The organism is Chamaesiphon sp. OTE_8_metabat_110 (assembly GCF_031382685.1).
Lineage (GTDB): Bacteria > Cyanobacteriota > Cyanobacteriia > Cyanobacteriales > Chamaesiphonaceae > Chamaesiphon.
Genome location: NZ_JANMZA010000519.1, coordinates 1 through 4561 on the forward strand (window position 1 = coordinate 1; position 4561 = coordinate 4561).

Genomic DNA, 4561 nt, shown 5'->3' on the forward strand with positions numbered 1-4561 from the left:
TTCCAGACACCAACCGGATTCTGTCTCGTGCGCGAGTATCAGCCGGGAGTTTCCCTTGCCGAACTAGGAACGCTACCACCAGCGGATATTCGGCTAGTCACTGATGCGATATTAACTATTCTTAAGCAGCTTCATCACTTAGCACCTGCCTGTATTCATCAGAATATCAAACCCGAGAATATCATCGTCGATACCGAGACAGAGCTGGCAATCTATTTAGTAGATTTTGGGCTGCACCCCCAACTAGAAGATCGCCCTAATGCCTACCCGGCTAATCCTAACTATTCTGGGCAAATAACCGATATTCAACTAGATTCAGCTTACGATCTCTATAGTTTAGGGTTGTCAATGATTTGCCTATTAACGGGTACTGCTACCTCCCACGCTCAGCATTTATTCGATGCTAACTATCGGCTGTATTTTCAGCACTTATTACCAGCAAATACCGATCCACAATTAATCGCTTGGCTGACAAATATGGTGGCATCGAACCATCGCCAGCAATATCTAGATCGGTTTATCGATCGGCAAATTACCACCGAGCGATCGCCAGAAGTTCCGACCGACCGATCGTCATTTCAATTACCCGTACCTAAGCGTCAGATTCATTGGTGGCGCTGGGGAATTGGGGCTGGTGTTCTCTTTAGTCTACTCTTACTTGGGTATCAGTTCTTATTACCGAAAAATGATGAACTAAGTCCCGCCCAAATTGCCAAAAATCGCGCGATCGCCAGCGAAGCCCAATTTGCCGCATCCGATCGCGGTAAACTCATTAAAGAAAAAAGATGTATTAATTGCAATCTCAACGGGCAAAATTTTGCTAAAGCCGATCTCACTGGCGCAGTTGTGCCACAATCCAACCTAAATGGGGCAAATTTTACCGATGCTAATTTGACGCTAGCAATTTTTCAAGATGCCGATTTGAGTGGGGCTAATTTTAGTAGGGCTAACCTTCAACGCGCTGCTCTTTATGGTGCCAAACTGAGCGGGACAAATTTGGCAGGAGCAAATCTGACTCAGGCTAAATTAGTCTATGCCAAGCTCAGAGGGGCTTCTTTACGCAATGCTAATCTTACCGATGCCAACCTCAAATTTGCCGAATTTCAGCAAGGAGATCTGAGAAATGCCAATCTCACAGGTGCAGATTTAACTAATGCCGATCTGTCTAATGCCAATCTCACTAAGGCAACTTTAACTAATGCCAAATTAGATAGTGCCATCCTCACAGGTGCAACGATGCCTGATGGTTCGGTTCATCCTTGATTTATTCGAGATTATTTAATTGCTCGATAATGCCAAATTAGATAATGCCATCCTCACAGGTGCGACGATGTCTGATGGTTCGGTTCATCCTCGATCTATTCGAGATTGTTTAATTGCTGAATATAGTTAACTTCCGCTTGCCAATACGATGGCAAAGTATCCCACGGGTTGTTGTTAGCAGTATCGGTACTGTCGTTGGTAATATATACATACCCAAATTTCGATTTAGCAGCGCGATCGAGGCTGTTTTTCATCAGCTTGCGGTTGGTAGTTGTGTGGATGAGTGTGGCAAAATGTTGCGGAGAATATTTAGAAACATAAGCGGGTGGCTGGTAATCCTGCCAATTTTTTTGCTTGTTTTCAAATAACACGATCGTATCGGCAACTGGTTTGCTGAGATAACTTTCGTCGATCGCAGTACCAGGATTGAGCGTCACAGTATAACCGGAACTATGTTTGGCATTACTACTTGGCGATCGAGATTTTATATAACGATAAATTCGATGATAATAATTTAGCTTTTCCGGTGTGTTTGCAGCCTCATCGATAAAAATTCCTTGAACATTAAAATATTTAATGTATAGGTCGATATCGGCTTCGATCGCGAGTAAATCGCGTTTGGCATAGTTACTAGGAACGTAGCCAATTATTTTGATGCCAGCTTGATGTAAATCTTTGATGCCCTGTTGATAATCTACATTTGGTGGCATACCATTAGGGCCATTATTTGGATTGATAATTGCCACGATCGGGACTTGGTTCGCAGCCGCGATTACTTGCTTCCAAATATAGTTATTTTTGTCATACCAATTGGGATAAATATATAGTGGTAACAAAATCTGGAGTTTTGAATGCCGATCGAGCTTACTGGTAATCTGCATCCGAGTTAAGTCGATCCGATCCGATCGTTTTGAGAGCTGTTGTTGACGATCGGACGTACAACCGATCGAGCAAGCAGTTAGAATAGCTGCAATTAGTAAACGCTCTAATCTCATCCAGCGACCGTCATTCTATTTAAGTATTCTCGACAACTCGATCGGGTGGTAGTTTTTGAAAACGATCTTCAAGTATCCTTTCATCTTACAGCAGGGGGAAACGATCGTCAGAGGCTGTTTGGAAATATGGACAAGATCCGATCGAGCCTTGCTAAAATACACTTATCCAATTTGGTATAGTAGCCATGTTCCAATCCGAACTGCGTAGATGCCTACCTTCTGCCGAAGAACTCCCTTGCTCCGATGATACGCCCGTGGATAGCGAACTTCAAGAATTAATTCCTGGATTATTAAAATCGATTCTGCTGCTTCTCTGGGAACAGCGCATGGATTGGTTATTTGGCATCGATATGGCGGTGTATTTCGATCCAGATTTACCCCCGATTGTACCTGATGGCTTTTTAAGCTTAGGTGTCGAAAGAGTTTATGATGAGGAACTGCGACCCAGTTATGTACTGTGGGATGAGCTGGTAGTACCCAGCCTCGCGATCGAAATCGTCTCCGTTACCTATCGACAGGAATATACCACCAAGCTCGAGCGATATGCCCAACTCGGGATTTTATACTACGTAGTTTACAATTCTCGACGGCGACGCAAACCTAAATTAGAAATCTATAAACTAGTAAATGGCAGCTATCAGCTACAGGCTAGCAACCCTCTATGGATGCCAGAAATCGGTTTAGGGATCGGTTACGAGCGAGGTGACTACGGCGGACTAACTAGAGAGTGGCTGTATTGGTACGACGAAAATAACCAACGTTATCCCACGCCAACTGAATGGGTAAAACTAGAGCAGCAGCGTACACAGCTAGAAATCGACAAAACTAGACAAGCACAAGCTGAGTCTCAACAGGCACAAGAGCGGGCAGAAAGATTAGCCGCAAAATTGCGTGCTTTAGGAATCGATCCTGATGAAGTTTAAAATTGGCATCAAGCCAGACTCGTTCCGGCTGATGTTTACCCATCCAATCTTTACGTCTGCGAACAATATTTGCAATGGAGTAGCGATCGCAATCTTAACTTGGTTGTGACGCTACTCGGCTCTAACTTTAAACCGACCATATTATCGCAAATCGAATTTGGTTTGTCGATCGCAAATAATTGATGAAATCTTATACCCTAATCGCTCCAGCCAAAATCAATCTCCATTTAGAAATCCTCGGCATCAGACCCGATAATTATCACGAACTAGTGATGGTAATGCAGACGGTCGATTTAGCAGATCGCGTCGAACTCAGATCGCTAGCTACAGATGATATTATTTTGCACTGCGGACATCCAAATGTGCCACTCGATCGCACCAATCTTGCCTATCGCGCGGCGGAATTGATGCAGCAAGAGTTTCCTGATGCGCTGAGTGAATATGGCGGAGTCGAAATTACCCTACACAAACATATCCCGATCGCGGCTGGCTTAGCTGGCGGCTCGGGAAATGCTGCGGCTGTCTTAGTCGGCATCGACTTACTATGGGAACTCGGACTCACTCAAGGCGATCTCCAAAAACTGGGGTCAAGGTTAGGCTCTGACGTGCCCTTTTGTATTTCGGGCGGCACTGCCATCGCTACGGGTAGAGGGGATGTCATCTCGCCCCTACCTAGCTTAGACGGGATCTATGTGGTGCTGGGAAAATATCAAAGTCTAGCCGTATCGACACCGTGGGCTTACACGACTTATCGGCATGAGTACGAACATGACTACCCACAGGTACTCGCCAGTCTAGCGACTCGATCCCACCAGATTCATTCTGGAGATCTCGTCCGCGCGATCGTCGCCCGCGATGCGGTTAAAATTGGCAAGCTGCTGTACAACGATCTCGAAAAAGTAGTGTTACCTGCGTACCCACAAGTCAGCCAATTACGAGCCGAATTTCAGCGCCACGCTAATCTGGGTACGATGATGTCTGGTTCGGGGCCGACAGTATTTAGTCTAGCAACCTCACTAGCACAAGCCGAAACAATCTATCATCAAGTTCGTGCTGCCATCCCCGATCCAGATCTAGAATTATTTGTAACTCAGTTTAGCGATCGCGGCGTCAGAGTAGTCTAACTTACATTCCGCACTTCAATTTTTCGCTTGCGTAGGGTGTGTTTCTGCGCCAGCAAAACGCACCGATCCTCGTTCGATCGAGCTAGGCGGTGCGTTACCCTGACGGGATAACACACCCTACCAGATGCGAAAAATAAGGCTTTTTAGGCAGAGATTTTATGAAGTGCGGAATGTAAGTTAGACTACTCTGACGCCGCGATCGCTAAACTGAGTTACAAATAATTCTAGATCTGGATCGGGGATGGCAGCACGAACT

General features: G+C 45.4%; 4 protein-coding genes. 3 read left to right on the forward strand and 1 reads right to left on the reverse strand.

Annotated elements, in window-relative coordinates; genetic code table 11:
• The coding region (locus RMO52_RS18840) for a pentapeptide repeat-containing protein (RefSeq protein ID WP_310417311.1) at nt 1-1263 on the forward strand (1263 nt) is incomplete at its 5' end.
• A 95-nt stretch (nt 1264-1358) separates the two neighbouring features.
• Here the strand turns inward: RMO52_RS18840 and RMO52_RS18845 are convergent.
• Nucleotides 1359-2258: a spherulation-specific family 4 protein gene (locus RMO52_RS18845; RefSeq protein WP_310417314.1), complete on the reverse strand. Its 900-nt coding sequence runs from the start codon at nt 2256-2258 to the stop codon at nt 1359-1361.
• Nucleotides 2259-2443: 185 nt separating this feature from the next.
• On the opposite strand from RMO52_RS18845, the gene RMO52_RS18850 reads away from it, so the two are divergent.
• Nucleotides 2444-3181, forward strand: coding sequence for a Uma2 family endonuclease (locus RMO52_RS18850; protein ID WP_310417316.1), 738 nt, complete (start codon nt 2444-2446; stop codon nt 3179-3181).
• A 182-nt stretch (nt 3182-3363) separates the two neighbouring features.
• Nucleotides 3364-4305, forward strand: a complete 942-nt coding sequence (gene ispE, locus RMO52_RS18855) for a 4-(cytidine 5'-diphospho)-2-C-methyl-D-erythritol kinase (protein WP_310417319.1) — start codon at nt 3364-3366, stop codon at nt 4303-4305.
• Nucleotides 4306-4561: the final 256 nt, after the last annotated feature.

Bases quoted from the DNA above. Each gene is read 5' to 3' on its own strand.
- RMO52_RS18845 (WP_310417314.1), bottom strand. From the start codon at position 2,258: ATGAGATTAGAGCGTTTACTAATTGCAGCTATTCTAACTGCTTGCTCG.
- RMO52_RS18850 (WP_310417316.1), top strand. From the start codon at position 2,444: ATGTTCCAATCCGAACTGCGTAGATGCCTACCTTCTGCCGAAGAACTC.
- ispE (WP_310417319.1), top strand. From the start codon at position 3,364: ATGAAATCTTATACCCTAATCGCTCCAGCCAAAATCAATCTCCATTTA.